20 protein-coding genes, 2 tRNA genes and 1 pseudogene are annotated in these 24,740 nt (G+C 41.0%); 14 read left to right on the top strand and 9 right to left on the bottom strand.

All coding sequences use genetic code 11. The features are described from left to right. Positions 1-567: pseudogene (locus tag RMX89_RS10035) on the bottom strand (flavin-dependent dehydrogenase); the annotation flags it as partial. 159 nt (positions 568-726) lie between these two features. Here RMX89_RS10035 and RMX89_RS10030 point away from each other — a divergent pair. The 6 genes from RMX89_RS10030 to RMX89_RS10005 all read left to right on the top strand — a co-directional run bounded on the left by RMX89_RS10030 (position 727) and on the right by RMX89_RS10005 (position 4,736). Then, the gene (locus tag RMX89_RS10030; RefSeq protein ID WP_322673625.1) at positions 727-960 is read left to right on the top strand and encodes a hypothetical protein; all 234 of its coding nucleotides are present in this window, start codon (positions 727-729) and stop codon (positions 958-960) included. Between the two features lie 560 nt (positions 961-1,520). Beyond that, positions 1,521-2,645 (top strand): alpha-hydroxy acid oxidase, encoded by a 1,125-nt coding sequence (locus RMX89_RS10025; RefSeq protein WP_322688822.1) that lies wholly within the window; start codon positions 1,521-1,523, stop codon positions 2,643-2,645. A 105-nt stretch (positions 2,646-2,750) separates the two neighbouring features. After that, a tRNA-Leu gene (locus tag RMX89_RS10020) sits at positions 2,751-2,834 on the top strand. A gap of 33 nt (positions 2,835-2,867) precedes the next feature. Further along, a complete protein-coding gene (locus RMX89_RS10015; protein WP_322673624.1) occupies positions 2,868-3,122 on the top strand; it encodes a hypothetical protein in 255 nt (84 codons plus the stop codon). A gap of 492 nt (positions 3,123-3,614) precedes the next feature. Beyond that, entirely contained in the window at positions 3,615-4,412 is a 798-nt protein-coding gene (locus tag RMX89_RS10010; protein WP_322673623.1) for a WecB/TagA/CpsF family glycosyltransferase, read from the top strand. Between the two features lie 252 nt (positions 4,413-4,664). Continuing rightward, positions 4,665-4,736, top strand: a tRNA-Gln gene (locus tag RMX89_RS10005). Between the two features lie 89 nt (positions 4,737-4,825). Here the strand turns inward: RMX89_RS10005 and RMX89_RS10000 are convergent. After that, positions 4,826-5,305, bottom strand: a complete 480-nt coding sequence (locus tag RMX89_RS10000) for a hypothetical protein (protein WP_322673622.1) — start codon at positions 5,303-5,305, stop codon at positions 4,826-4,828. Between the two features lie 216 nt (positions 5,306-5,521). Here RMX89_RS10000 and RMX89_RS09995 point away from each other — a divergent pair, with 216 nt between their 5' ends. After that, positions 5,522-6,820: a hypothetical protein gene (locus tag RMX89_RS09995; protein ID WP_322688817.1), complete on the top strand. Its 1,299-nt coding sequence runs from the start codon at positions 5,522-5,524 to the stop codon at positions 6,818-6,820. A 206-nt stretch (positions 6,821-7,026) separates the two neighbouring features. Here RMX89_RS09995 and RMX89_RS09990 read toward each other — a convergent pair whose 3' ends face one another. From RMX89_RS09990 to RMX89_RS09980, 3 genes are all read right to left on the bottom strand, one after another. Further along, positions 7,027-8,172, bottom strand: coding sequence for a SpoIID/LytB domain-containing protein (locus tag RMX89_RS09990; protein ID WP_322688816.1), 1,146 nt, complete (start codon positions 8,170-8,172; stop codon positions 7,027-7,029). A gap of 206 nt (positions 8,173-8,378) precedes the next feature. Further along, a complete protein-coding gene (locus RMX89_RS09985; RefSeq protein WP_322688815.1) occupies positions 8,379-10,571 on the bottom strand; it encodes a polysaccharide biosynthesis tyrosine autokinase in 2,193 nt (730 codons plus the stop codon). A 741-nt stretch (positions 10,572-11,312) separates the two neighbouring features. Continuing rightward, complete coding sequence (locus tag RMX89_RS09980; protein WP_322688814.1) at positions 11,313-12,272, bottom strand: ribonuclease Z; 960 nt, start codon at positions 12,270-12,272, stop codon at positions 11,313-11,315. 504 nt (positions 12,273-12,776) lie between these two features. Between RMX89_RS09980 and RMX89_RS09975 the strand changes: the two genes are divergently transcribed. Continuing rightward, positions 12,777-14,525, top strand: a complete 1,749-nt coding sequence (locus RMX89_RS09975) for an endonuclease (RefSeq protein WP_322688813.1) — start codon at positions 12,777-12,779, stop codon at positions 14,523-14,525. A gap of 202 nt (positions 14,526-14,727) precedes the next feature. Here RMX89_RS09975 and RMX89_RS09970 read toward each other — a convergent pair whose 3' ends face one another. Together RMX89_RS09970 and cobU are read right to left on the bottom strand one after the other, a co-directional pair. Continuing rightward, complete coding sequence (locus RMX89_RS09970; protein WP_322688812.1) at positions 14,728-15,147, bottom strand: hypothetical protein; 420 nt, start codon at positions 15,145-15,147, stop codon at positions 14,728-14,730. Positions 15,148-15,199: 52 nt separating this feature from the next. Beyond that, entirely contained in the window at positions 15,200-15,775 is a 576-nt protein-coding gene (gene cobU / locus RMX89_RS09965; RefSeq protein ID WP_322673615.1) for a bifunctional adenosylcobinamide kinase/adenosylcobinamide-phosphate guanylyltransferase, read from the bottom strand. Between the two features lie 573 nt (positions 15,776-16,348). Between cobU and RMX89_RS09960 the strand changes: the two genes are divergently transcribed. The 6 genes from RMX89_RS09960 (at position 16,349) to RMX89_RS09935 (ending at position 23,510) form a co-directional block, all read left to right on the top strand. Beyond that, positions 16,349-17,176: a hypothetical protein gene (locus RMX89_RS09960; protein WP_322659702.1), complete on the top strand. Its 828-nt coding sequence runs from the start codon at positions 16,349-16,351 to the stop codon at positions 17,174-17,176. Positions 17,177-17,379: 203 nt separating this feature from the next. Next, a complete protein-coding gene (locus tag RMX89_RS09955; protein ID WP_322688811.1) occupies positions 17,380-18,312 on the top strand; it encodes a glycosyltransferase family A protein in 933 nt (310 codons plus the stop codon). A gap of 24 nt (positions 18,313-18,336) precedes the next feature. Next, positions 18,337-19,293, top strand: a complete 957-nt coding sequence (locus RMX89_RS09950; RefSeq protein WP_322688810.1) for a glycosyltransferase family 2 protein — start codon at positions 18,337-18,339, stop codon at positions 19,291-19,293. 16 nt (positions 19,294-19,309) lie between these two features. Continuing rightward, positions 19,310-19,891, top strand: coding sequence for a hormogonium polysaccharide biosynthesis acetyltransferase HpsU (gene hpsU / locus RMX89_RS09945; protein WP_322688809.1), 582 nt, complete (start codon positions 19,310-19,312; stop codon positions 19,889-19,891). A gap of 627 nt (positions 19,892-20,518) precedes the next feature. Then, positions 20,519-22,915, top strand: a complete 2,397-nt coding sequence (locus tag RMX89_RS09940) for a response regulator (protein ID WP_322688808.1) — start codon at positions 20,519-20,521, stop codon at positions 22,913-22,915. Positions 22,916-23,033: 118 nt separating this feature from the next. Continuing rightward, on the top strand, positions 23,034-23,510 hold the full coding sequence (locus RMX89_RS09935) for a hypothetical protein (protein WP_322683541.1): 477 nt from the start codon (positions 23,034-23,036) through the stop codon (positions 23,508-23,510). Between the two features lie 36 nt (positions 23,511-23,546). Here the strand turns inward: RMX89_RS09935 and RMX89_RS09930 are convergent, their stop codons facing one another. Next, positions 23,547-23,945: a nuclear transport factor 2 family protein gene (locus RMX89_RS09930; RefSeq protein WP_322673609.1), complete on the bottom strand. Its 399-nt coding sequence runs from the start codon at positions 23,943-23,945 to the stop codon at positions 23,547-23,549. A 340-nt stretch (positions 23,946-24,285) separates the two neighbouring features. Beyond that, entirely contained in the window at positions 24,286-24,585 is a 300-nt protein-coding gene (locus tag RMX89_RS09925) for a protealysin inhibitor emfourin (protein WP_322673607.1), read from the bottom strand. Positions 24,586-24,740 lie beyond the last annotated feature (155 nt).

Below are 24,740 nucleotides of genomic sequence, written 5' to 3'. Positions count from 1 at the left end.
CCCCTGCTCCTCTGCTCCCCTGCTCCCCTGCTCCTCTGCTCCCCTGCTCCCCTGCGAAAACACCACTTGACGCGGCTGTTGCGGATTCCGCACCCCTTCGCGCCATCGTTGTTCCCACCAATAGGCACGAGTTAGGTCATATTCACCGTTGGGCATTTTCTGAAAATACTTGACGGTAAGGGGGTAAGTAGAGCCTAGTGCGGTAAATATTGATTGCTGGGATAAATCAATTGTTGGCGGTTCTGGGTAATGATGCGGAAAACGGCTTCTGATTTCCTTGGTCAAGCGTTGCAGAATTTGTCCTTCACTGGGAAAAGGTTGTTCTGCCCAGCGAAACACTTTCAGATAGGTAGTTCGTTGCACCGACCAGACAAATACCGAAAGTTCTGTAGGCAAGTTTTCGGAAAGACTCACTTTTGCAGGTGTAATAGCACTGGGTATTTGAAGGCGAAAGCCTTCCGGGGTAAGCACTTTTTCTCCATTTCCAGGTTCAAAATCTGTTTGTAACCAACTACGCACAGTTTCTATATCTGGAGTTGGAACTTCTAAATAAAGGATTTCTTTCATTTTTTCCTGACATCTCCCATCAATCTACTCACTAAGACAGATTTTCTTAAGGCATAAAGTAAGGTATACTCCGCCCTATTAGTTTCATAAAGATTCAGTGAAGAAATTTTAAGAGTTTGTCAAATTTATTGTTCATTTTGTATTTCTGTAACCCACGCCATGAATTATCCCATTCCAGACAGTCCCCAAGAAATTATTGCTCTGCGACAACAGCCGATTGATGAAGAACTAGTTGCCAGTGCGATCGCTGGAGTAATTAAAATTGTCCGCGCTCAGGGTCAATCTTTGGAAGAATTGACCGCTCAGTTGTTAGCAGACGATCCACTACTGGATCGGGAACAACGCCGCTGGTTAAGCCAATTAGTTGCCCAATCCTGGGAAAAGTTCTCCTAAAATCTTGCATAAGATGAAGTTTTGGTCGCAGCATTAGATTTCTATATCTGTACCTAAATGTTGGCGATGCCTGCGGCGGGCTGCGCCTACGCATTTTCGGCACAGGAGTAATAATAATGGTCAGTATGGGATTGGCAATTGGGTTACTATTTTTGTGTTCGTGGCACAGAAGCCACTAAATTAACCATATCAGCGTTTTACATTGCTTATAAATTTTACAATGTTCTGAAACAGAAAGACCTCTGCTTTACGCCAGAGGTCTTTTTTTGGGAGCAATCTTGATACTATTTGTTGAACAACGCCTCAACACATAAATTAATTGAGCGATCGCTAACTAAGTAAAAATAAATACATTTGCAAGCCTTGACAAAGAATAATCGTAGTCAGCGGCTCTAGCCATTTAAAATCTTATGCAGAGCGATAAATCGCTCACTACGAACAAAAGTTTTATCTCATAGCACAAGCCTTGGTGATTAGGACATCAACAGATGATAAAACTTAGACACAAAAAGACTTTTCACCCAGTCCCCAGTCCCCAGTCCCTTGCTATAGATTTAATGATGTCTACCGATTTATCTACTAACGATCGCTTTCAACCCATCAATCTTTTTGAGTACGAAAAGCTAGCAAAAGAATATCTATCTCAAACGACACTTGATTACTATAGCAGTGGTGCTTGGGACGAAATCACATTACGAGATAATCGTGCTGCCTTTGAGCGAGTCAAGCTGCGACCTCGAATATTAGTCGATGTGAGCGATCGTAATCTAAGTACCTCCATTTTAGGACAACCCCTGCAACTACCTTTGTTAATTGCACCGATGGCTTTTCAATGTCTAGCCCATCCAGACGGAGAAGTTGCCACGGCCCTAGCTGCTGCATCAGCTGGTGTAGGTATGGTGTTAAGTACAATGGCAACAAAGAGCATTGAAGAAGTGGCGACTGCATGTAATCAGTTTCCAGATTCTCTGCGGTGGTTCCAGCTTTACATCCATAAAGACCGGGGATTAACTCGTGCTTTGGTAGAAAAAGCCTATAAAGCAGGCTACAAAGCACTTTGTCTCACTGTGGATGCACCCGTTCTCGGACAGCGCGAGAGAGATAGACGTAATGAATTTGCCTTACCTCATGACTTACATCTGGCTAATCTTGCTAGTATCTCAGGACTAAACATTTCCCATGAAAAAGGCGAATCTGGGTTATTTACCTATTTTGCCCAACAACTCAACCCAGCAGTCACTTGGGACGATTTGAAATGGTTGCAGTCTTTATCTCCACTACCTTTAATTATCAAAGGAGTTTTACGCCGAGATGATGCTGTGCGGGCTGTAGAATATGGAGCCAAAGCAATTGTTGTTTCTAATCATGGTGGCAGACAACTTGATGGTGCGATCGCTTCTTTAGATGCCCTCGCTGAAATAGTAGCCGCAGTAGATGGTAAGGTAGAAGTAGTGTTGGATGGCGGCATTCGTAGAGGCACAGACATTCTCAAAGCTCTGGCATTAGGAGCAAAAGCAGTACTAATCGGACGACCTATATTGTGGGGACTAGCCATAGCAGGGCAAATCGGCGTATCTCATGTCATCTCGCTCCTACAAGATGAGTTAAATGTGGCAATGGCACTTAGCGGCTGTGCCAAAATGCAGGATATTGACCCTAGTTTATTAACCCTGCCACGCTTTTAGTCGGAGAACTGTTAGAAATGTGATTCCAGCAAAACTTTCAGAAATAATTTTCAGACTTGTTACAAAATCCCTTAATTAGAGTATACTAGTTAAGGTTAGATACAAGGGCGGGTGGCGGAATTGGTAGACGCACCACACTCAAAATGTGGCGGCCTTACGGTCATAGGAGTTCGATTCTCCTCCTGCCCACTACCAAACAAGTACTAAAGAGGTTAAAAACTTATGCGCCTGAAAAGATGGGAATCTCCCCGTAAAGAAGGCAGAAATGATAAAGGTAGAGGCGGTTCTGCTAGGAAGCGTCAACTAAAAAAACAAAGGCAAATGTTACGGCAAAGACTTAAAGAAAGTAACAAGCCAGACAATAGCAAAAACGATAGACCAGGGAAAGATAAATTTATCTTTCCCTTATTTTTTGGGCTTTTATTTCAGAAAAAAAGAAAATTTAGAGATTTTTCAATACAGACACTACATTATTAAATCTGTAATAAATTTGGAAATTATTATAAGAGAAAAGAAAATTATTATTCCTTAAAATATACTAAATTAATTCAACCTCTTAAGCGCATATTGACGTATAAAAGCCGCAGATTAACTGGTTAGCATTTTACATTTATACTTAAGTAATTAAGTAGTGTATACTACTTAATATACAGTTTTTCTCTAGGAATTTATCGCAATTATAATGCTTGGATGAACTAACTGAAAATTAATTATGAAGGAAGTATGAATTTTGTCAAGCAGTGTCTAAAATCCTTAACATAAAACAGTAAGCTAGGACACAACAGTAAATAATTCTAGTATTACCGATTAAGCCAAAAGTATACTAAAAAGGCAATTGCACCTCCACGTGTTAACTTCCAACAATCACACAAGCTTACAAAAAGTCAGGAGTCATCCAATCTAAATATTAAATCGTTGTGATTGGTCTAGGTAATCTATGAATTGTTTTCTTGGATACAGGAGTTATTGATGGTGGCGAGAGTGCTTCTACCTACTAAAAAAGTGCTTGATTTTCCTATTACTGCTTTACGGTTTGACGAGCAGATACAAACAATACTGAAGTGGGCGAGTAGGCGTGAGAGTAAAACTGTATATGTAGCCAATGTACACATGCTCATTGAAGCCCATTGGAATCCAGAGTTTGCCATTGTATTGCGAAATGCAGATATAGTTACTCCTGATGGTATGCCTCTGGTGTGGATGATGCGAAAAATGGGAGCGCTTTACCAAGACCGTGTGGCAGGGATGGATATTTTTCTCGCCTTGTGTCAGCTAACTCAAACACAAAATCTGAGCATTTTCTTTGTAGGTTCCCAAACAGAAATTCTTTCTAGGATGCAAAACAGGTTAGAGAAAGAATTTCCGCAGATAAAGATTGCGGCAATGGAACCTCTACCCTTTCGTCCCCTAACTGAAATTGAAGACGAAGCCTTGGTTAAAAAGATTAACTCTAGTGGTGCTAGCGCTGTCTTAGTGTCTTTGGGATGTCCCAAACAAGAAAATTGGATAGCTCAACATAAGGGCAAAATACAAGCTGTAATGATTGGACTGGGTGGAGTTTTCCCAGTTTATGCCGGAATTCATAAGCGCGCACCCCGCATAGTTCGAGACTTAGGACTTGAATGGCTGTATCGATGGATTCAAGAACCGCGCCGACTTTGCGGCCGCTATGCTAAGACTATTCCACTCTTTATATGGCTGGCTACTAAGCAACTACTGTCATCAAGTCGGATTGCAGGCGTCTTTCTTCACGAGACTGGAGATTAAAGAAAAACAAATAGGTTAAGACGAGACTCAAAGCGGTTCATCATCAAAATAACCAGACTTTAGATGCTCAGGAAAAAATCTTCTGCTTGAAGCACGAAGATTCAAGGGTTCACCTGAAGTGATGAAAGAATTCAAATACAAGGATTCCCACCAATCACTATCCTGTTGTAAAAACCCATTATCTGAAATCAACTATTAAAGTACTTGACATTAACCCAGGACTAAGTGTTATATTAACCATAGTGAAATTATTGGGGCGTCGCCAAGTGGTAAGGCAGCGGGTTTTGGTCTCGCCATCCCTGGGTTCGAATCCTAGCGCCCCAGTTAATCTAAAGACAGGTTATCATACCTGTCTTTTACAGTATTTAATTGAATTTTTAAGATCTATCTCAATGCATCTAATTCTGTGAATGTTACTTATCAGGGGATTTGAGAGCTTGATCTAGGGTCTGCCTAGCTAGTTCTGCTTTAGCTCGTGCTTCTTGGTAACGCACATTAGCTTGGGCAAAGTTTTTGAGAACTTTAAAACCTTCCTTGAGTCGAGTCATTTCCTCTTCTGTCACCGAGTCATCGGTAAATAGAATATCAACAGCTTTACGAATTTCCAACGCTTCAGATCGTGACTCCTGAACTTTCAGTTTGAGCGTGGCCAGGTTACTCAGAATCTGGACAGCTTGTGTAATCGTATCTTCACCATTAGCAGTATCAATAGTTGACTCTTTTACCTCAATTAATTGTTGAGGGCCAAATCCTTCTTCCAGTTCCGTGGGTAGCTTACCTGCATCCATCAGTTCCATTAGCTGATCCATTGCTTTATCACGAGCTTTGGATGAATCTTTTCCAGAAACAGTAAGGATAATTTCTGGGCTTTGAGCGAGAGTGTATTGAACCATATTTGAGCAGTAAATTTGCTGATTTAACCAAGCTGAGGCAAGTAATTATATCATTTTGCGTGTCCGATCATTTGTTGATTGTCTAGTCAATTAAAGAGTTGAAGACCGAACGTCAACACTTTGAATTTTGAATTGTTACCTCTATCCGAGCTAAGTCGCTCAAAATAAAACTTTATACTTAAGAAAAGGAATAATTTTCAATAGGAGGGGAGAGCAATGGCTCCCAGTCCCACCATCATGCAGGCTGTGGAACAACTGGGCTACCGTGTCACCGTTGGTGATGTGGCAACTCAGGCAGGATTGAACGTCGCTGAAGCTAATCAAAGCTTGTTAGCTCTGGCATCTGATGCTGGCGGGCATTTGCAGGTAGCGGATTCAGGTGATATAGTTTTCCTTTTTCCACAAAATTTTCGAGCAATTTTGCGTAATAAATACTTTCGGCTACGATTGCAGGAATGGTGGAAAAAAGTCTGGAGTGTTCTGTTTTACCTGATTCGCATTTCTTTTGGAATTTTCTTAACTGTTTCCATCGCTCTGATAACTGTTACCATCTTCATTATCATTACCTCTATCAATTCAGACCGTGACGGCGATAATCGGGGCAGTAATTCCGGCGGTGGGGGCTTCTTCTATTTTCCAAATTTATTTTGGTATCTTAGCCCAAATTATGACACCCACTACCAGGAACCGCGACGTGAAAGGCGGGAAGAAAGCAATCTGAATTTCTTTGAAGCTGTGTTTTCGTTTTTGTTTGGCGATGGTAATCCTAATGCCAACTTAGAAGAACGTCGCTGGCAAGAAATTGCTACGGTGATTCGGAGTAACCGTGGTGCAGTGGTAGCAGAACAAATTGCCCCATATTTGGATGACATTGGCGAAGGATACACAAGAGAGTACGAAGATTATATGCTTCCCGTTCTGACGCGGTTTAATGGGCAACCAGGGGTAAGTCCAGAAGGTCAAATTGTTTATTACTTCCCAGAATTGCAGGTGAGTGCAGTTAAAAAGCGCCGTCATGCAATATCAGATCGTTTAGAGGAATTTCCTTGGCGTTTTAGCGCGGCAAGTTCCGGGCAAATTATGCTGAGTGCTGGGTTAGGAATACTAAATTTTGTTGGTGCTTTAGTACTGGGAAGTTTATTGAGAGATGGAACTGTTGCTGTCCAGTTAGGTGGACTAGTAGCTTTTGTACAAGGAATTTATTGGCTGCTATTGGCTTACGGAGTAGGTTTTTTAGGTATACCGCTATTGCGTTATTTCTGGATTCAGTGGCGTAATCGCAAAATAGGCGATCGCAACCGCGATCGCCTTTCCAGAGCAAGGCTATTGGCAAGTCCTGACACACTTTTGCAACAAAAAATCAACTATGCTCAACAATTTGCAACAGAAAAAGTCATTGGCAACGAAGATTTAGTGTATTCTAGCGAAACTGACTTACTCGACCAAGAAGTTGAACGTTCTGCAAAAATTGATGCAGAATGGCAACGGCGCTTAGAACGTGGGAGTGGGGAATAGGAAGCAGAGGGGCAGGGGAGCAGAGGAGCAAGGGAGCAGGGGAAGCAAGGGGACAAGGGGACAAGGGGACAAGGTGACAAGGTGACAAAAGTTTAGAACTTACAACAAGTCTTTCCCCTTGTCCCCAATTCTCCTTGTCTCCAAGTCCTCTTTCCAATGCCCAACGCCCAATCCCCAATCCCCAATCCCCAATCCCCAATCCCTGATTACTTCGCCTGAATTGGTGTTAGAGCTACACCTTGATAATAATGTCCCAAAATTTGCAGATGGTTTACTCCTTGCCGAGCCAGATTGTACGCCCCCCACTGACTCATACCTAAAGCATGACCATAGCCAAGCCCTTGTAGTACAAAACTACCATCAGCCCCTTTAGTGACGCTAAATTTGGTACTTTTTAACTTGAGGGCTGTTCGCACTTCTTCACCCTGTAGCACCTTCGTACCCTTATTACCGACAATTTTTAAAACTTTAACACTGCGAAAAGGTGAGTATGTCTCTGGAATCATCGCCGTCACGCTGCCCACTTCAGGAAATTTAGCGCTAATTTCACTGGGCGAGAAAGTTTTTACCCAATTACATTCGCGGATATTTTGATCGTAGTCTTGAACAGCACGTAGATAAGGTTCGCTGCTTCCCCAAACATCTTCTACGTTTTCAGTGTGTCCCCCAGAACAAGCGTGGAAGACTGAGAGAATAATCCGGTTTTTGTAAGTTAGTACCTGCCCTAGAGTAGAATCCACTGCGGCGTAAGTAGCAGGAGATTCACTGATGACACCTTTGTAAATTTGCCAGCGATCGGGGGTATTGCCTAAATCGTAAACGGGATTATTGCGTTGTCTTTCTCGTTCGTAGAGGGCGTAAGTGCGGGCTGCGATCGCTTGGGCTTTTAGTGCTTCTTGGGGCCAGCTAGCATCCATTTCCCCACCGAGAACGCTGTAGAGATATTCTTGATCGTCAACCCAGTTAACAGCCGTTAAGCCTTTTTCTGTGGGGACAACCAGAGTTCTGCCTCGATACCAGCGATCGCCAATATAAACAAATCCTTTACCAGTTGGCTCAATCCAAAATAAACCAGACTGCCACTTATCTAAAGCAACTCCGCCAGGAACGGCTTGGGCATAATATGCGCTCATCGCTGGCAACTGTCCGAGAGTCCGGCCAGTACTATCCTTAACAATCCCAGTGGTGGAACTGCCTACTTTTACCTGATTAACACCCCTCTCAATTGCCACGCGTAAAATTACAGACGCTTGGGCTGGGGCAACCAAAGCAATCCACAAAAAGATACTTACCCACCAATAACGTACTTTAATCTGAGAAAATAAGGAGCCTAAGTAAAGTTGGAATTTCATACCGATCATCTAATCACACTAGTATCTAATTGACGCTCTGGATTATGGCGTCTACTACTTTAAGATGAGACAGTTCTCCAACGCGGGAGGTTGCCACCTCCTACTAATTATGCATTTTGCTTTAAATATAAGGTAGAAATCAGAAATCGGGGAAAGTGAATCGTCCAAATCTGACTGCTGTGGAAGAGAAACTTTTATTCTTCGATTTACGATGCCAATACCTTTTGAGAATTGCTCGCTTCATTAGCGATAATTCCAATTAAATTCAACTTACTCAAAATTTCTGTTGCTTGAGTCAGTTCAGTTCGAGTCACTTTCCCCATACGCTCTACCATTACAATACCATTGCAAAAAGATGCCACAATCCTGGCATCAACCGTGCCTAAAATAGATGGAGCATCTATTAGTACTAGATCATAACTTTGCTCAAATAGCTCTATTAGTTCTTTCATTCGTTGAGAACTGAGTAACTTCACTGTGTCTTCTGGTTCTGGCCCAGCAGTCAAAATATCAATAGAGGGGTGAATCGGCTGGATGTAATCTTGAAAATGAGTAGTTGTCTCATCAACTAATAACAGAGAGAGTCCCCAATCATTTGATAGTTCCAGGATTTTATGCAAGCTAGGATTATGTAGATTAGCGTCAATTAGCAATACCCGTCTATGCATCCGAGCAGCGCTAGCTACAAGTCCTAATACTAAGGTTGTCTTTCCTTCCCCTGGTAGTGCTGAAGTGAACATCAGCGACTTGAATGGTAAGGGGTATTTTAATATTTGAATATTTTGATAAATCATGTCCAAAGTTTCATGGACGGGCAATTTACTGCTGGCTTCTATTACAGAAGAATTTGACCTACTTCGGACATTCCAAGGCAGGCCAAATCGCCGTTTTTTGACACCACGTGACGGTAGTTTTGGTACCGATCCTAATATACGTAGGTTTGTCAGTTTCTTTAAATCTTCGGCACAATAAATAGCGTCATTAAACTTTTCCAAAATCAGAGCGGCTAAGATACCTAAAATCGGCCCAATTACTGCTCCTCCAACCAAAAGGAATAATCTGTTGTTGCCCATATAAATACCGGGAGAAGGTTCTGTCAAAACTTGCCAGTTATATCCTTCCTGAGCAATTTTCAGTCCTAATGACTGTTGCGCCTGGATTAGTTGTTCAAGGTTTTTACGACTAGTTTCTACCTTTGGCAACAGACGATTATATTCTGCTATTAAGCTTGGGTATTTGTTTAGCTCAGAGCGTAGTTGCTGTTCTGATTCGACTAAATTTTTTTCATTGGCAGTGAGTCCTAAAACACTTGTCTGTACCAAAACAAACTCATCTACTAGCGTTGGATCGACCCCTAACATTTGTCCTTTGAATAAAGGCTTTTCCTTACTAGTATTAGTAATAGTTTTCACCTCTTCTCGCAAGAGGGAAAGTTGACTTTGGCGTTGCTGTTTTAATTTTTGTACCGATGGATAATCATCTGTGTAGCGGAGCCGCTCCTTAGCCAACGCTAGTTCAGTCTTTTGAATTTCACTTAATAATGCTTGATAGCGGCTTGACTGATTTAAACGAGAAGAAAGTAGTGTATTTTGCTGAGACGAAGACGCTATTAATTGCTCTAGATTCTCGTAGCGAGCGTTTACATCTTGAAGATTGGCACGAGTGGTTTGTAATTGTTGTTGAATATCGGCTAGAGATTCTAGCAGAATTTTACTTTGGACTTCGGGATCGAGTAATTTATGTTTTTTGCGAAACTGTTCTAAGTTTTTCTCAGCTTTACTTACCTCTTTTTTCATTTCAGGTAGGCGAGTGTTTACAAAAGCTAATCCCTGATTCAGACGTTCTTTTTGCTGCTGTTTGTTGTAGTTTTGATAGACTTTCTGTAGCGCTTGAAGTACTCTTTGTGCTTTTACTGGATCGTCATCATTAAAAGAAACTTTAAATGCTTGATTAAAAACTTTATTTGCTCCTATACCTCCCGCTTCTGGAGTTACTTCTAAAGGTGCTTTTTTGTTATGTTGTTTTTGACCATTGATATCTTGTAAAGTAAGCTCAGGATAATCAGAATGGAGTAAATCTACAGCTTTTTGAAGCAACTTAGAACTCAGCATAAGTTTCATCTGAGTAGTGGAATCAACAACTTGAGAATTTGAATTAGTAACCTGAGTATTTGACTGCGATCCTTGAGATAAATGGGAATTCACCAATATCTGCATATTGCTCTGGTAAGTAGGTTTTGCATTGATAGCCAAGAGGCTAGCAACTGACATAACTACACAGGAAACCCCAAAGATCAGAAAGCGTCGGCGAAGCAAAATAGTAGATAGTTGTCTGATGTCAACTGCGCCTTGTGTTGAAGTAGTAACCTGTTGCTTTTGATTCAGACTAGTTTTAGCCACTATTAAACTCCTCTAATATCGAAACACTATATTTATTTGGAAGATTGATGAGAAATATGAAATGATTTTTTTTACACCTAATACCATTTTAGATTTTGGATTTTAGATTTTGGATTGGAAATTGCCTTGGTGCGTCTGGCTTGGTGTGAATCCATGTGTCGCAATCATTTTTCAAAATGGTATAATAGCTGCGATCGCATACTTAATTCTTCTTCCAACAATGACAAGCTAATTTGGCACAACATTATGCCAATTGGCGCTTTCATGTTCATCAATTCATGCATATAAATTCTGAATCAGTGTTATAAGGATAAATTTTTAATAAATATTTTATTTAAGGAATAAAAATCTTGACGAAAAATTAATTATTTTTCCTAAGTATTTGAGTATAAAATTATCCAACTCATAATATTACTAGATATATTATAGTTATTTTAATAACTTGTAATAGAAAAAACACATTGATAAAAATATTTAAACCATACTATTTGTATATTCTTGATACATCTAGTTAACCGTAAATTGTTGGTTAAATAGTTTACTTACTCGGAAAATAAAGCTACTGTTTATTTGCTTGATTTTATGATTGAGACTATTAAAATTTAAAATAGAACCTGGTTAATTTTAGATTTTAGATTAGAAGCGCTCAGTAGGAAATCTAAAATCTAAAATCGTTAGACTTAGCGTAGCCGTACCCTTCCAGGGAAGCTACGCGTAGCGTTACGCAGGAAAGTCCAAAATTTAAACGCTTACCTTGGTTAACTCTATTTCCCGTCGTCTGGGTACTTCATGAATCATAAAATCGTAAGCCATATCAGTACGGGGAAAAATAGCACGAGCTTCTTTGAGGAGATCCTTCAACTCTAAAGTATTTCCGGGAGCATAGCGGGGACTGAAATGACTCATAATCAGTCGATGCGCGCCAGCAGCTAAAGCTGTTTGCGCTGCCATTGTGGTTGTGGAATGTAACCGCTGGAAAGCCATATCTGCATCTTGATGGGCAAAGGTTGCTTCGTGAATTAATACATCGACATCATGAGCTAATTCCACTGCACCATCACAATAAATTGTATCTGTACAATAGGCAATCTTTCGACCAATTTCTGTAGGGCCGCACAATTGGGTGCCATCAATCACCCGTCCGTCTGTAAGGGTAACTGTTTCACCCCGCTTGAGTTGACCGTAAACCCGACCAGGAGGAATTTGCAACGCCTTAGCTTTTTCCACATCAAAGCGTCCGGCTCGGTCTTTTTCAGCTACGCGGTAGCCGAAAGCTGTAATCCGATGATGCAAATTACCGCAGCTAACGGTGAAGTCATTGTCTTCATAAATTATCCCTGGACGGATGGCGTGAACTTTGATCGGGTAAGAAAAATGCGTGTAGGAATAACGTGAGGCGGATTGAATGTAATCATTTAATCCAGGTGGGCCATAGATATCAATTCGTTCCACATTGCCAGCCAAGCCGCAAGTAGCAAGAAGTCCCATCAAGCCAAAGATGTGGTCGCCGTGCATGTGGGTGATAAAAATTCGGGAGAGTTGACTGATTTTCAGTTCACTCCGCATAATTTGATGCTGAGTACCTTCGCCACAGTCAAATAACCACAGTTCTGCCCTTTGGGGTAATCTCAGAGCGACACTGGAAACATTGCGCGATCGCGTGGGTACACCGGAACTCGTCCCTAAGAATGTTATCTGCACAGTGTTCTTTAGTCTTCCTATTGCTCAATTTGCAGCTCTATTTTCTATAGTGGCACGGTTATTGAGCAAAATATTTAGGAATTTGAGCATTGGGCATGGGCCAAAACAGTTCAAAGTTTTATTAGCGGGGCATTTAGCCCGTTCTCAGTCCTGAGTAAAAAAGTAAGATTCCCCATTCAGCACTCTTGAGAAGCATAAGGCATTTGTTACTAGTTACGATCGCAATTTAGTATCCACAAGTGACTAGATAATAAGTTGATAAATACCAAATGACTGCTGTATTATTGGTTGTGTTATGACTTCTTCTTGGGAATCGAAGTACATCTCTTAATACAAACATAAGCTTGCACTTAATACTTGATTTTGGACTGAAACAGATAGATTGTTTTGCTTGTTTTTCTTAGTCAAATGGCTTTAGAAAAACTTCAATTTCTTTGCTTCTCATATCTTCGGAATGGCGCTCCAACTGAGTTAAGTCTCTATTTGCAATTAAGGAGAATGTTCATGAGTTCTTTCCGAAAAGTCTTGCATACAACGTGCTTTATCGTTTTTCTTGCATTCTGGCTTCCTTCAGGAATCGCTCATGGTGTACAAGTTACATCTTTGGTAGGAAGTCCTACGCAATTAACGATTACCACCTTTAACGTCGAAAACCTCGATCCTAAAAAGGAAAACGTCTCTAAGGTTGATGATAGGTCGGCGAGAAACGTCGATGATGATGTGAGAAACGGTAAGTTTGCAGCTTTGGCAAACCAGATTGTTAGTAATCTTGAAAAACCAGATATTATTGCTTTGCAAGAAGTACAAGACAATGATGGAGCTGAGTTAAGTTCTGTAGTTGATGCTACTCTGACTGCTGACACTCTGATCAGTTCTATCCAATCTGTAGGAGGCCCAGCCTATGAATATCGGGAAATTCCTCCTCAGAACGGACTTGATGGAGGCCAACCAGGTGGCAATATTCGGGTAGGCTTTTTGTTCAATCCTCAACGAGTTAAGCTACAAAAGCTTGAACGCTTTGCGGACGATCCAGCTTTTTTAAAAAGTCGCAAACCTTTAGTGGGTGAATTTACTTTCAACGATATTCCCATCGCCTTGATAAACAATCACTTTGCGTCTAAAAGTGGAGGAGCAGCTTCCAACCCAAAACGGATACAGCAGGCAACAATTGTTAACAAATTTGTCGAAAATCGCTTAACTACTGACCCAAATGCAAATATTGTCGTCCTTGGCGATCTAAACGATACTCCAGACTCCCAGCCGATTAAAATCCTTGAAGGAAATCAGCTGAAAAATTTGGTAAACAAAATTCCTGAAGATGACCGCTTCTCTTATGTCTTTCAAGGGAATAAGGAACAAATTGACCAAATCCTGATTACCCCAAATTTGTTTAACAATGGAAATCCTGAGATCAATGCTGTTCACGTTAACGCAGGGATTTCTAGTGCAGTCAGCGATCATGACCCTGTGATTGCTCGATTTACTCTACCAGCGATTGGTGAAACTACTCCCATTCCATCAGTCCCAGTTAGCAGTCCTGAACCACCAGTTGCACCAGGCACAATTCTTTCTGATGTTACAGGAGACGATTTACTGGAAAAACTAGATAGCCTTTACTCCCCTCGTGCTAGCCTCGGATATGGTAGCGCCCGTGATTTGCTCTACACCAAAATAGATAACCAAGGCGGTACAGTAACGGACATCTACGCTGGTTACAGTGTTCCGCTCGACCCAAATTCAGATAAACCCAGAGAGGAAGCAGCACGACACAGAATCAATGCTGAACACGTCTGGCCGCAGAGTATGGGAGCTGAAGGCCCAGCAAAAAGCGATTTGCATAACCTCTTTGCTTCACGCATAGAAATTAACAGCGATCGCGCCAACTTTCCATTTAGAGATATTCCTGATAATCAAACTACGTCTTGGTATCTCGATGATGATGAACTAAGTTTCCAACCAAGTCCGCAGGATATTGACAAATACAGTGAATTCAGACGGGGATTTTTTGAACCACGGGAGGCAAAGAAAGGAGATATTGCTCGGGTAATTTTCTATTTCCGCACAGTCTACCCAGAACTGGCAAATGCAAGCTTCTTTGAAGCACAAAAGGATACTCTCTGTAAGTGGCAAGCAGACGATCCAATTGATGCTGGTGAGGTAGCACGCAGTCATGCGATCGCTAAAACACCCCAAGGTAATGAGAATCCCTTTGTATTAGATTCTACCCTGCCACAACGAACCTACTGCAACTAAAAAATACATAGGTCTTAACTCTATCCTGGTGGGAAGAGTTTTAGACCTGCATTTTTGAGAAATTGAGCAGATGGGTTTTTCGACAGTCGTTGAAGTTGCGATTGGTTTTATAGGGAACTCCAAGATATAAATTATCCCGCTTGAAGTTGCTGATTGTTAATTGTGGGATATTTTTTTATTTGGAAGTCCCATAGCAATTTTTTTATGTAATATTCTTTACAAGCCGATCGCGAATTGTTTGGAGTTGGTTTTGAGTTTTAATTGGCTCTCGCGGTGCTGGCAATTCAGTATTCGGCCAGTTAGGTAAATCATTGCAGGGACATAACAACGCCGGCATCCCGACGTTTCGCGCGGCTATTGGCATACTGCATCGGCTGCAAGGTAGCATATTCCATGTTGGCGTCAACAATTCAGCAATAGTTTCATGTGTACCCTCAAGGTAACAATCACCCGATTCCGGTGAAATAATTTTTTGCCAGCATTGTTCAAATTCTTCACTATAGCGATCGCCATTTAGCACCGATTGGGGCAAAAAGCTTGCCTTACCGTTGCCCGTAATCACCCTCTTACCCAACTGAAACCAGTAGGCAAGGTATCCTTTAACTTCTTGTTTGGTTGCCATATTACAATTCTAGATTTTAGATTTGGAATTTGAGATTAATTTGAATCAACAGTTAAGAATCTTGACTTCTGAATGTTCCAGCATCAGCTCTATTTGGCAATGGCGAACCAAGGATGCTGAGATTGAGAACATGGCCGCCAGTCACTAAATAAACAGTTTCGCTAAGTGTTGCTAGCTGTCTTACTAAAGAACCGAGGCGATCGCGGAACATCCTTCCAAGGGGATAAGCTGGGATCACACCCCAACCCACTTCTTCTGCTACAAACAGCATATCAGCAGCAACCAATTCCACCGTCTCTAATAATTCTGCAAGGGTATTTTCCCAGCTAGATTCATCCTGTTCTAGGAGATTGGCAACCCAAGTCCCTAAAGAATCAACTAAGAGGCAAGTATAGGGTTTGGCATCAGCAAGGGTAGCAGACAGTTCCACAGGTACAGATAAAGTTACCCAGTCTTGGGGACGACGTTGTTGGTGTTCTAAAATGCGTTGGTGCCACTCTTGGTCATCTGGGTTATCGGTGGCTGTTGCTATATAAACAACTGCTTTTCCTGACTGCATAGCTAAAGTTTCTGCCCATTCACTTTTACCAGATCGTGCTGGCCCTGTTACTAAAATGATTTTACCCAAAGTTTTTTACTGAGTATTTTAACAAGAGAGGCAGGAGGCAGAGGGCAGGAGGCAGAAGGCAGAAGGAATATTGCCGTCGCCTCCTATGGTTATTATCGCAAGTAAGCTTGTGGTTTAAGTCCTCCAGCAAAATCTACAATTTCGTGGTCTGGAATTAGATGGGGTTAAGAGGATGTTTGAAAAGTCGTGATTGATGTATCAAATATTTTTTACCCCTCCCTAACCCTCCCCTTGTAAAGGGGGAGGGAACCGGATTTTTCTTGTTTCCCCCCTTTACAAGGGGGGACTAAGGGGGGTAACAACGCAATTAAAATCACAGTCAAACACTTTTCAAACAACCTCTAAGAGCAACAGATAAATTCTAACTTCCTGCCTCCTCTACATACCCACGGTTACAATTGATCGCCACATTTTTTTACTTCATGGGTGAGATTTTTGGTTTCAAATAACTTTTAAGGGATAAAATTAGCACCAGCATCATTAGATGCTACAACTGGCAAAAGCCAAAAATCCCAACTACCCCATTCTTAATTATTCAATACTACTGGGGACAGCAAACTTTAGGATGTCTTTATGAACGCAGGCTTAAAACGCATTGAAGCAACTCTACACGATTTAGGGAATCGCGGCACTGCCTCTACTGCCGAAACAACTGATTCGACAACAAAACGGCCTTTCTCCTTTAGAATCAGCGTCGGAGCTAACGAACCTACAGAAAGTACACAAATTCCATCCTCTCAGGATGAGGAAGTAAAGTCACAAGGACAAACAGTTGACTTAAGCGTAAATACTGAAAATTATTCTCCTTCTGACCAAAATTTCTTTCCTCACCATGAATCTGTGCAGACCTTTCAAGCAGAAGAGAATGGTAACAAAACACCCAGCCTACCCAAGTTGAAAACTCCCACTTTTAGTAGCCATCGCCACGGAGCGAATCCAGCATTGGCAATGAATCTATTGCAAGAAATTCAGGAAACTGTTGCTGGTTGGCAAACAGAATTGCAAAATATTTTGAAACAAATTCAGGATATTTACTTAGAAGGGCCAATTGTCAATGGCTGGTTAGAATCCAATCCCCCCGAACCAGAACCAGGAGGAACTGCGACACTGCGCCATGCAGAAGTTGACCGCCTGATGAACTACGTAGAAGAAATTTGTGCCACTGGTGGAAAAGTATCTTATCAATCATCTATTACTGGCTATCGCCTCTGTGGTGTGGACGATACTGGTAAAGTTTGGTCGCGTCCATGTCCACCGGATCAGGTTCCCAATGTTAGTATGGCGATCGCTCGTTACCAAAAGTTACGTCAACTGTTAGGGCGCAAGCAATCTTTGGAAACCCGCCTTAGTCAACTGGCGCAAACTCTTGTAGTTTTACACAGTCATATTCAACAAACGTAAAGTTTTAAAGATTATTTCCGAAGAAACTCGGTTGGTAGGTCGGTAACTTTTGGTTTAGATTAACTCTCAGCAGTTATAGCGTTGGATTTAGATTTTAATCTAAAATCGTTCGACTGAGCGACTTGCCTTGAGCGTTCGCGTAGCGTCTCGTAGAGAAGTCGAAAGGAGCCGAAGTCCCAAATCTCAAATCCAAAATTCAATCTATGCCAGACATCCAAATCTCTGCCATTATCTGTACCCACAATCGAGATACCTATTTAGGGGCTGCAATTGATAGTCTTTTAGATCAGGATTTTGCTGCTGACTTTGAAATTGTGGTAGTTGATAATGGATCTAGCGATCGCACTCGTGAGGTTGTAGAACAAAGAAGCCACAATCCGCGCCTGAAGTATGTTTTTGAACCCACCATTGGTTTATCTGTCGCCCGCAACACGGGTGCAAAGGTAGCCAGTGGTGATATTCTTGCTTATCTAGATGATGATGCCGTTGCCAGTAAGGGCTGGCTACAAGTTTTATATTCTGCCTATTACAATAATTCTAAGCTAGCGATCGCAGGTGGCAAAGTCACTCTCCTGTGGCCTCCAGGAATTCAACAACCACGGTGGCTATCTCCAGGGCTAGCTGCAAATCTGGGTGCATACGACTTAGGTGACAGTAACATCTACATTGAGCAACCTGGCTCAACACCCAGAGGCTTAAATTACTCTATCCGCCGCAGTTTCCTCGAAGAAATTGGCGGTTTCGATCCCCATCTCGGTCGAGTGGGTAAAAATTTATTATCTAACGAAGAACTGCAAATGACCGAATTTGCTCTACAGCGTGGTTGGCAAGTTGCTTATCTTCCCGAAGCACTCGTCGCTCACAATGTAGCCCCAGAACGCCTCCAACGCTCCTGGTTTTTAAACCGAGGCTGGTGGCAGGGTATCAGTGAATGCTATCGAGAACAACTCGCTGGTAAAGCTGGGATCGCTCAATTACAGCGAGGTAGCGAACGGTTTGTGCGAGGCTTGTATAAGGCTTTACAGTATTTCTCCGATCCAGCAGAACGGTTTGACAAACTGGTGTATGCTTACGGTCAGATTGGTTACTTAAATGCTGCTATTCAGGGTCTTTTATCTACATCAAATAAGAAATAACCAGTAACATAATTTTTACTCAATATGTCATCTAAAATACCAGTTTCAGTACTAATTCCGGCAAAAAATGAACAAGCTAACTTGCCTGCTTGCCTTACTAGCCTCAGCAGAGCAGATGAAATATTTGTAGTAGATTCTCAAAGTACTGACAACAGCATTGAGATTGCTAAAAGTTACGGTGTAAATGTCGTACAATTCAACTTCAATGGACGCTGGCCTAAAAAGAAAAATTGGTCTTTAGATAATTTGCCTTTTCGTAATGAATGGGTGCTAATTGTAGATTGTGATGAGCGCATCACCCCCGAACTTTGGTCAGAAATTGAGCAAGTAATTAAAAATGATGAATATACAGGTTATTATCTCAACCGCCGCGTATTTTTCTTAGGAAAATGGATTCGTTATGGCGGGAAATATCCTGATTGGAATCTACGTTTATTTCAACATAAAAAAGGTCGCTACGAAAATCTAAATACAGAAGATATTCCTAATACTGGTGATAACGAAGTTCACGAACACGTGATTTTGCAAGGGAAAGTTGGGTATCTCAAAAATGACATGCTCCACGAAGACTTCCGCGACCTTTACCACTGGTTAGAACGGCACAACAGATATTCCAACTGGGAAGCCAGGGTTTATTTTAATATTCTTACAGGTAAAGATGATAGTGGTACTATCGGCGCTAATCTATTTGGCGATGCCGTACAACGCAAAAGATTTTTGAAAAAAGTTTGGGTACACCTACCATTTAAACCCGTTTTGCGGTTTGTTTTATTTTATATAATTCAACGCGGTTTTTTAGATGGCAAAGCAGGATATATCTATGCACGTTTACTCAGTCAATATGAATATCAAATTGGCGTTAAACTTTACGAATTACGCAACTGTGGTGGTCACTTAAATACTGCAACTACGCCGAAGGAGGGAGCAGGTGAGCAGGGGAGCAGAGAAGCAGAAGCAAAGCTATTGACCATTGATTCCTGACAATGACTAATGACTAATGACTAATGACCAACCTTTCGTAGATTTACGCAAATATGACCAATCTTGGTTTGCCCGGGGGCGTCCAAGTTGGTATGTTTTATTATGGTGGTTTGTACAAGCGATCGCCTTTCCTCTAACTCCTCAACCGTTAAATATTGTACGTTGTGCTTTGCTACGATTATTTGGCGCTCGTATCGGCAAAGGTGTATTAATTCGACCTACAGCCCGATTTACCTACCCCTGGAAAGTTACCATTGGTAACTACAGTTGGATTGGAGATAACGTAGTTTTATATAGCCTCGATCGGATCGAAGTCGGCGAACATTGCGTAGTTTCCCAAAAAAGTTACCTGTGTACTGGTACTCACGATCTCCAAGATCCTGCCTTTGGGTTGAAAACAGCAAGTATCACCATTGAAAATGGTGCATGGGTAGCGGCTGATTGTTTTGTTGGGCCAGGAGTGCAAATCGGGGCTAATGCTGTAATTGGCGCTCGGAGTAGTGTTTTTACTAATATGCCTTCTGGGCAGGTTTGTTGGGGAAGTCCCTGTCACCCCAAAACGGCTCGGCTAAAACTCGATCCCTCCACAACTCCATAGATTTATTTATAGATAAACATAGTAAAGGCGTGCAGCTAGCTGTGCGCCCTTAACTTTTCCATATATATATTTATTTGTTTTTGGAAAGAGAATAAAAGTGCGATCGCTATATAGCTTTTTCTAATAAAAATGAGGTATAGGACTCCTATTTTATTTTTGAACAAGACTCAGTACGGATCTATGCCTTCTTTCCTGTTCCCTGCCCACGCAAGTAAATTCTCCGAATCAAACCGGATTCCTATATATACTTCATCACTTGGAAACCGCTATTTTGTGGAAATAGTTTACTTTTATTTAATTAAATCTTTTTAATTTAAGTCTAAAATTTGTGTGTATCTAAAAAATTGGCAGAAAGTATGGTATCTCAAATCAGCCAAGAGACATTTTAAATAGCAAAATTATTTTTGCTATTCCAACAAGTAGGCGATCGAGTGCCATCTGCCACACATCTTCATCAACTTGCTAAAGCAGGAGTTACGCAAACAATAGCTGAAACCCTGATTTTTAGATAGGAGTAATTTATGAATTGCCCCTACCACCTGTAGTTTTACGTAAGTATTTTAAAGATTTTATTTTCAATAAAAATCAATTATAGAAGTTTTCAAATAAATTTAATAAGAGGCAAGTATGAATGTTAATATAAATGAAAAACCTGTTATTTTAATAGTCGATGATACTCCTGTTAATTTACAAGTATTATTTGACTTTTTAGATTATTACAGCTTTCAAGTTTTAGTATCTGAAGATGGACAAAGTGCCATTCAAATGGCAGAATATGCTTCACCTGACCTGATTTTACTGGATGTATTAATGCCAGGAATTGACGGTTTTGAGACTTGTAGACTTTTGAAAAAAAATACAGCTACTCAAGATATTCCCGTAATATTTATAACTGCCATGAGTGACAAGGTAGATAAAGTTAAAGGTTTGAATCTTGGGGCTGTAGATTACATTACCAAACCTTTAGAATCTCAAGAGGTTTTAGCTAGGATAAATACCCATTTACGTTTACGGAACCTCACAAAAAAACTTACAGAGCAAAATAACCGTTTAGAGAGCGAAATCTTGGAGCGTCAGCGGGTAGAGGAAAAACTACGATGTCATTCAGATGCATTAGATGAGTGGAACAATCGCTATCAAGCACTAATTCAAGCAAGTGGTCAGATTCTCTACGACTGGCACTTACATACCAATGAGATTAAATATGATGGCAATGTAGAGCGAATATTAGGTTACTCTATGCCTGAGATGTTGGGAGGTTTGAACCGCTGGTTAGAATTGATTCATCCTAACGATCGCAGCTTTTTTAACAAAGAGATTAACCGGGTTTTATCCACAAAAGAGCGATTCCATCTTGAATTTCGCGTATGTCGTAAAGATGGCACTTATATCACAGTTGAGAACAATGGGTATATCTTTTTAGACTCTACAGGTAAAGTTGCTCGAATGGCGGGCTTTGTAATTGATATTACCGAACAGCAAGCTGCGCTACGCGATCGCAAAGATGCAGAACAAAAAATCCGCGAGCAAGCTGCTTTGCTTAACATCACCACAGACGCGATTATCGTTCAAAATTTGATTAACCAAATTCAATTTTGGAATCAAGGGGCTGAACATCTCTACGGCTGGATGGCAGAAGAAGTAGTGGGCAAGAATGCAAATCAGCTTTTTTATCAAAAGCAAAGTTTTTGGCAATTGAAAAACATCCAGGAAACTTTAGCTGAGAGTGGTGCGTGGCAAGGTGAGTTATATCAAGTCACAAAACAAGGCAAAGAAATCATCGTTGCTAGTCGCTGGACACTAGTAAATGATGATGAGGGGCAAGCCAAATCCATCCTGATTGTCAACTCCGACATCACAGAGAAAAAGCAACTTGAAGCCCAGTTTCTCCGGGCCCAACGGATGGAGAGTCTTGGCACTCTAGCAAGTGGCATCGCCCATGACCTCAACAATGCACTGACACCGATGATGATGACAGTACAACTTTTAGAGGCAAAGCTGCCGGATGAAAATAGTCAGAAATGGCTGACAATTATGGAAACTAATATTAAACGTGCAGCAGATTTAGTTAAACAAGTGCTATGGTTTTCACGTGGCTCTGTAGGTAACTTTAAAACCTTACAGATACGGAATTCAATTTTAGAAATCGAAAACATTGTTAAGCAAACATTTTCCAGAGCTATTGAAATCGACATTGATGTTCCTGGGCAAAACCTGTGGGATGTCTTTGGTGATGCAACTCAGATACACCAAGTGCTGATGAACCTCTGCATTAATGCTCGTGATGCTATGCCTCATGGCGGTATCCTAAAGATTTCTGCGAAGAATTTCTGGGTTGATAGCCATTATGCTCGGATGAATATTGATGCTAAGGCGGGTTCTTATGTGATGATTACCGTGCGCGATACAGGTATAGGAATTAAAAGAGAAATAATAGATAGAATTTTTGAGCCATTTTTCACAACAAAAGAAGTGGGTAAAGGCACAGGGCTTGGTCTTTCAACAGTCCTTGGCATTATCAAAAGCCACAGCGGTTTTGTGAATGTAGTTAGTGAAGTGGGCAAAGGTACAGAGTTTCAAGTTTGCTTACCCGTAACGCAAACAATCGAAGCAGATAGTAAATTAGCTAGATATCAGGAATTACCAGCAGGGCATGGAGAATTAATTCTCGTTGTTGATGATGAAGATTCAATTCGAGAGGTTACTCAAACCTGGTTAGAACAAAATGCTTATAAAGTTTTAGTGGCTAGTGATGGTATTGATGCGATCGCACTATATACAAAACATCAACAAGAAATTAGTGTGGTGTTAGTTGATATGATGATGCCATCTATGGATGGGCCAACAACTATCAATGTATTGAAAAAAATTAATCCAGATATCAAAATTATTGGTGTTAGTGGATTAGCCTCCAATCATGAAATGATTAAAAACCTTGGTAATAGTGTTAAAACCCTTTTGTCCAAGCCCTACACCTCAAGCGACTTATTAATAAATTTACAGATGGTGATTAGCACAAAGTAGAGTTTGTCATTAGTCATTTGTCATTAGTCATTAGTGAATAACTAATTCCCAATGCCCAAGCAAAATGGTCAGTAGCAGTGGTAATATGTTTTTATGGCTGCTCTAATCCTTGCTATTGATGAACAAACTATTGGATGAAACGCTGTCAATCAAAATTGCTGAACAGATAAACAGCAGAGCTAGCACTCCGTTTGATAATGCTTATAAAGCAGCATTATCTACTGAGGGAGCAAAGTATATTCAGGGATTTTTAGCTTTTGCTGGAAAACCATATAGACCGATCGAACACAGTTGGATTGAGCTAGACGATACCTCTGATGTCCGGATTATCGATCCCACGTTACCTCACCTGAACAAAAATCCTCAAGAAATCTGGTATTTTGCAGCACATAGTTTGACTGTTAAAAAACTGAAAGCTATCATTGAAGAATCAAAAGAAGATTATCCAGAAGACGATCCATTGCCAATTTATGGCGATCCACCTTATGAATATTACGGTGATGTAATGTTGGGTGGTCAAGACTATCTGGCAGCATATCAAGCCGCAGAGGCTAAGTGCAGAGAAATTAACGAACTCAACCCTGAGAGTAACTAATAAAAATCAATTAAATAATTCATAATTCCGACTTATTTAATACGATTTACCATCGCTGCCAAAATATTCCCTATACCCACAAATTTTGTCTCCACGCACATCAAAAGAAACTGCTACCCGATTTCTGTAAGGCTGTCCGAATAAAAGCCCCTCGTCCCGAAACTCAAAGACAGCAGTCGTTTCATTACTAGTAACACGGTCTAGACCAATCAGCTTCAACCCAGGACTAAAGGATTCAGAAACGTACTCGAAAAATTCTCTAGCTCTTTCTTTTCCCACGTTTAAACCGTGGAATTTTGCCATTGGAAACCAAAGGGTGAAATCTTCTGTGAGCATATCTAACAATGCTTCCCACTCTCCTGTTGCCATACCATGCGTTAGACCCTCAAATGCCTGTTGAGCAACTTTTAAAGTATTTTCTGAATTTTGTGTCATTTTACCCTCGCCTGGATATAAACTAATACCGTGTTGCTTAAAATCTCACTACCACTGTGCCACAATTCTGAGTACTGAGGAGATATTCTACAGTGTTAGGTATAGATTTTATGCCTTGAAACTGTGTTGGTCCAAGAGCAACTTTGGGTTTATCCGTGTAGAAGAAGTTTAAGAAGCGATCGCGTGTCTCTGTATTATTTATAATAAAGTACAAGAAAGTTTTTTGCGTATTTTGGAGATAAAACCAACCACTACTAAATATCCTCGCATCGGCAAATTTGCAACACAGGTATCAAATACCCCTTTGCTTACACTCAAAAATTAAATTAATCAATTATTTTTACTTTTTCTGTGCTACCATCTGTAGCCATTCAATTAGGGGTCTTAAGGTTCCTGGCAATGCTGACTCACTGACAGTCACTGTATGTTGCTTGCCGTTATCTTCTACTGTTAATTTATATTGAAAGCGATCGCTCTGGGGATTTGGCGAAGTAATTAGTTCCGGTAGCCTAAATAAATCAGCAACTTCCACTAGTTGGGGAAGTGTGGCAGCTTCATGTGGCGGGAGAGTATCTGTATCAACGGTTGTCTTCTTGGTAATTCCAGCAAAGCCACCCGTGCGTTCAAGTGATACCCGCATTTTTTTGCTCTCCGTTGTGTTATTTAGTTGAAATACATACTAAGACTGGGAGATGATACTTCTCAACTCCCAGTTTAACAACAACAAACAACACATCTCAAAAGTTAGAAGTTAAGAGTTAGGAGTTAGAAGTTAAGAAAAAACTCCTAACTCCT

The organism is Nostoc sp. DedSLP04 (assembly GCF_034530775.1).
GTDB lineage: Bacteria > Cyanobacteriota > Cyanobacteriia > Cyanobacteriales > Nostocaceae > Nostoc.
The sequence above is the reverse complement of the archived record's forward strand: the minus strand, read 5'-3'. Positions and strand labels throughout refer to the sequence as shown.

What these genes read in the sequence shown, in the direction of transcription:
- RMX89_RS10030 (WP_322673625.1), top strand. Translation starts at nt 727, where the DNA reads ATGAATTATCCCATTCCAGACAGTCCCCAAGAAATTATTGCTCTGCGA.
- RMX89_RS10025 (WP_322688822.1), top strand. Translation starts at nt 1,521, where the DNA reads ATGTCTACCGATTTATCTACTAACGATCGCTTTCAACCCATCAATCTT.
- RMX89_RS10015 (WP_322673624.1), top strand. Translation starts at nt 2,868, where the DNA reads ATGCGCCTGAAAAGATGGGAATCTCCCCGTAAAGAAGGCAGAAATGAT.
- RMX89_RS10010 (WP_322673623.1), top strand. Translation starts at nt 3,615, where the DNA reads ATGGTGGCGAGAGTGCTTCTACCTACTAAAAAAGTGCTTGATTTTCCT.
- RMX89_RS10000 (WP_322673622.1), bottom strand. Translation starts at nt 5,305, where the DNA reads ATGGTTCAATACACTCTCGCTCAAAGCCCAGAAATTATCCTTACTGTT.
- RMX89_RS09995 (WP_322688817.1), top strand. Translation starts at nt 5,522, where the DNA reads ATGGCTCCCAGTCCCACCATCATGCAGGCTGTGGAACAACTGGGCTAC.
- RMX89_RS09990 (WP_322688816.1), bottom strand. Translation starts at nt 8,172, where the DNA reads ATGAAATTCCAACTTTACTTAGGCTCCTTATTTTCTCAGATTAAAGTA.
- RMX89_RS09975 (WP_322688813.1), top strand. Translation starts at nt 12,777, where the DNA reads ATGAGTTCTTTCCGAAAAGTCTTGCATACAACGTGCTTTATCGTTTTT.
- RMX89_RS09970 (WP_322688812.1), bottom strand. Translation starts at nt 15,147, where the DNA reads ATGGCAACCAAACAAGAAGTTAAAGGATACCTTGCCTACTGGTTTCAG.
- RMX89_RS09960 (WP_322659702.1), top strand. Translation starts at nt 16,349, where the DNA reads ATGAACGCAGGCTTAAAACGCATTGAAGCAACTCTACACGATTTAGGG.
- RMX89_RS09955 (WP_322688811.1), top strand. Translation starts at nt 17,380, where the DNA reads ATGCCAGACATCCAAATCTCTGCCATTATCTGTACCCACAATCGAGAT.
- RMX89_RS09950 (WP_322688810.1), top strand. Translation starts at nt 18,337, where the DNA reads ATGTCATCTAAAATACCAGTTTCAGTACTAATTCCGGCAAAAAATGAA.
- hpsU (WP_322688809.1), top strand. Translation starts at nt 19,310, where the DNA reads ATGACTAATGACCAACCTTTCGTAGATTTACGCAAATATGACCAATCT.
- RMX89_RS09940 (WP_322688808.1), top strand. Translation starts at nt 20,519, where the DNA reads ATGAATGTTAATATAAATGAAAAACCTGTTATTTTAATAGTCGATGAT.
- RMX89_RS09935 (WP_322683541.1), top strand. Translation starts at nt 23,034, where the DNA reads ATGAACAAACTATTGGATGAAACGCTGTCAATCAAAATTGCTGAACAG.
- RMX89_RS09930 (WP_322673609.1), bottom strand. Translation starts at nt 23,945, where the DNA reads ATGACACAAAATTCAGAAAATACTTTAAAAGTTGCTCAACAGGCATTT.
- RMX89_RS09925 (WP_322673607.1), bottom strand. Translation starts at nt 24,585, where the DNA reads ATGCGGGTATCACTTGAACGCACGGGTGGCTTTGCTGGAATTACCAAG.